This is a genomic window from Streptomyces sp. P17, from assembly GCF_032436805.1.
In the GTDB taxonomy this organism is placed as follows: domain Bacteria; phylum Actinomycetota; class Actinomycetes; order Streptomycetales; family Streptomycetaceae; genus Streptomyces.
The window spans coordinates 1-231 of record NZ_JAVRBF010001556.1; the positions used below are offsets into that span (position 1 = coordinate 1).

1 protein-coding gene is annotated in these 231 nt (G+C 57.6%); it reads right to left on the reverse strand.

Annotated elements, in window-relative coordinates; genetic code table 11:
• Window positions 1-231, reverse strand: a 231-nt coding sequence (locus tag RMT89_RS45670; RefSeq protein WP_315889641.1) for a hypothetical protein, incomplete at both ends; no start/stop codon positions are given.

Consider the following 231-nt stretch of genomic DNA (forward strand, 5'->3'; position numbering starts at 1 on the left):
TTCGAGAACGTGAAATGCCATGGCATTGAACAGCGCCACATCGGTGTTGGGGATGATCCTGACCCAATCGGCGCCGAAGAACTTGTCCGAGGCCGTCGCCTGCGGGTTGATAGAGACAAAGCGCGTGCCGTTTTCGCGGATCTGCTCCCACGGGCCATACATGCCGTGATCGGCCACGGTAAATTCGATGCGGTTGTTCTTGATCGGGTCACAGCCGATGAGCACGAAGAC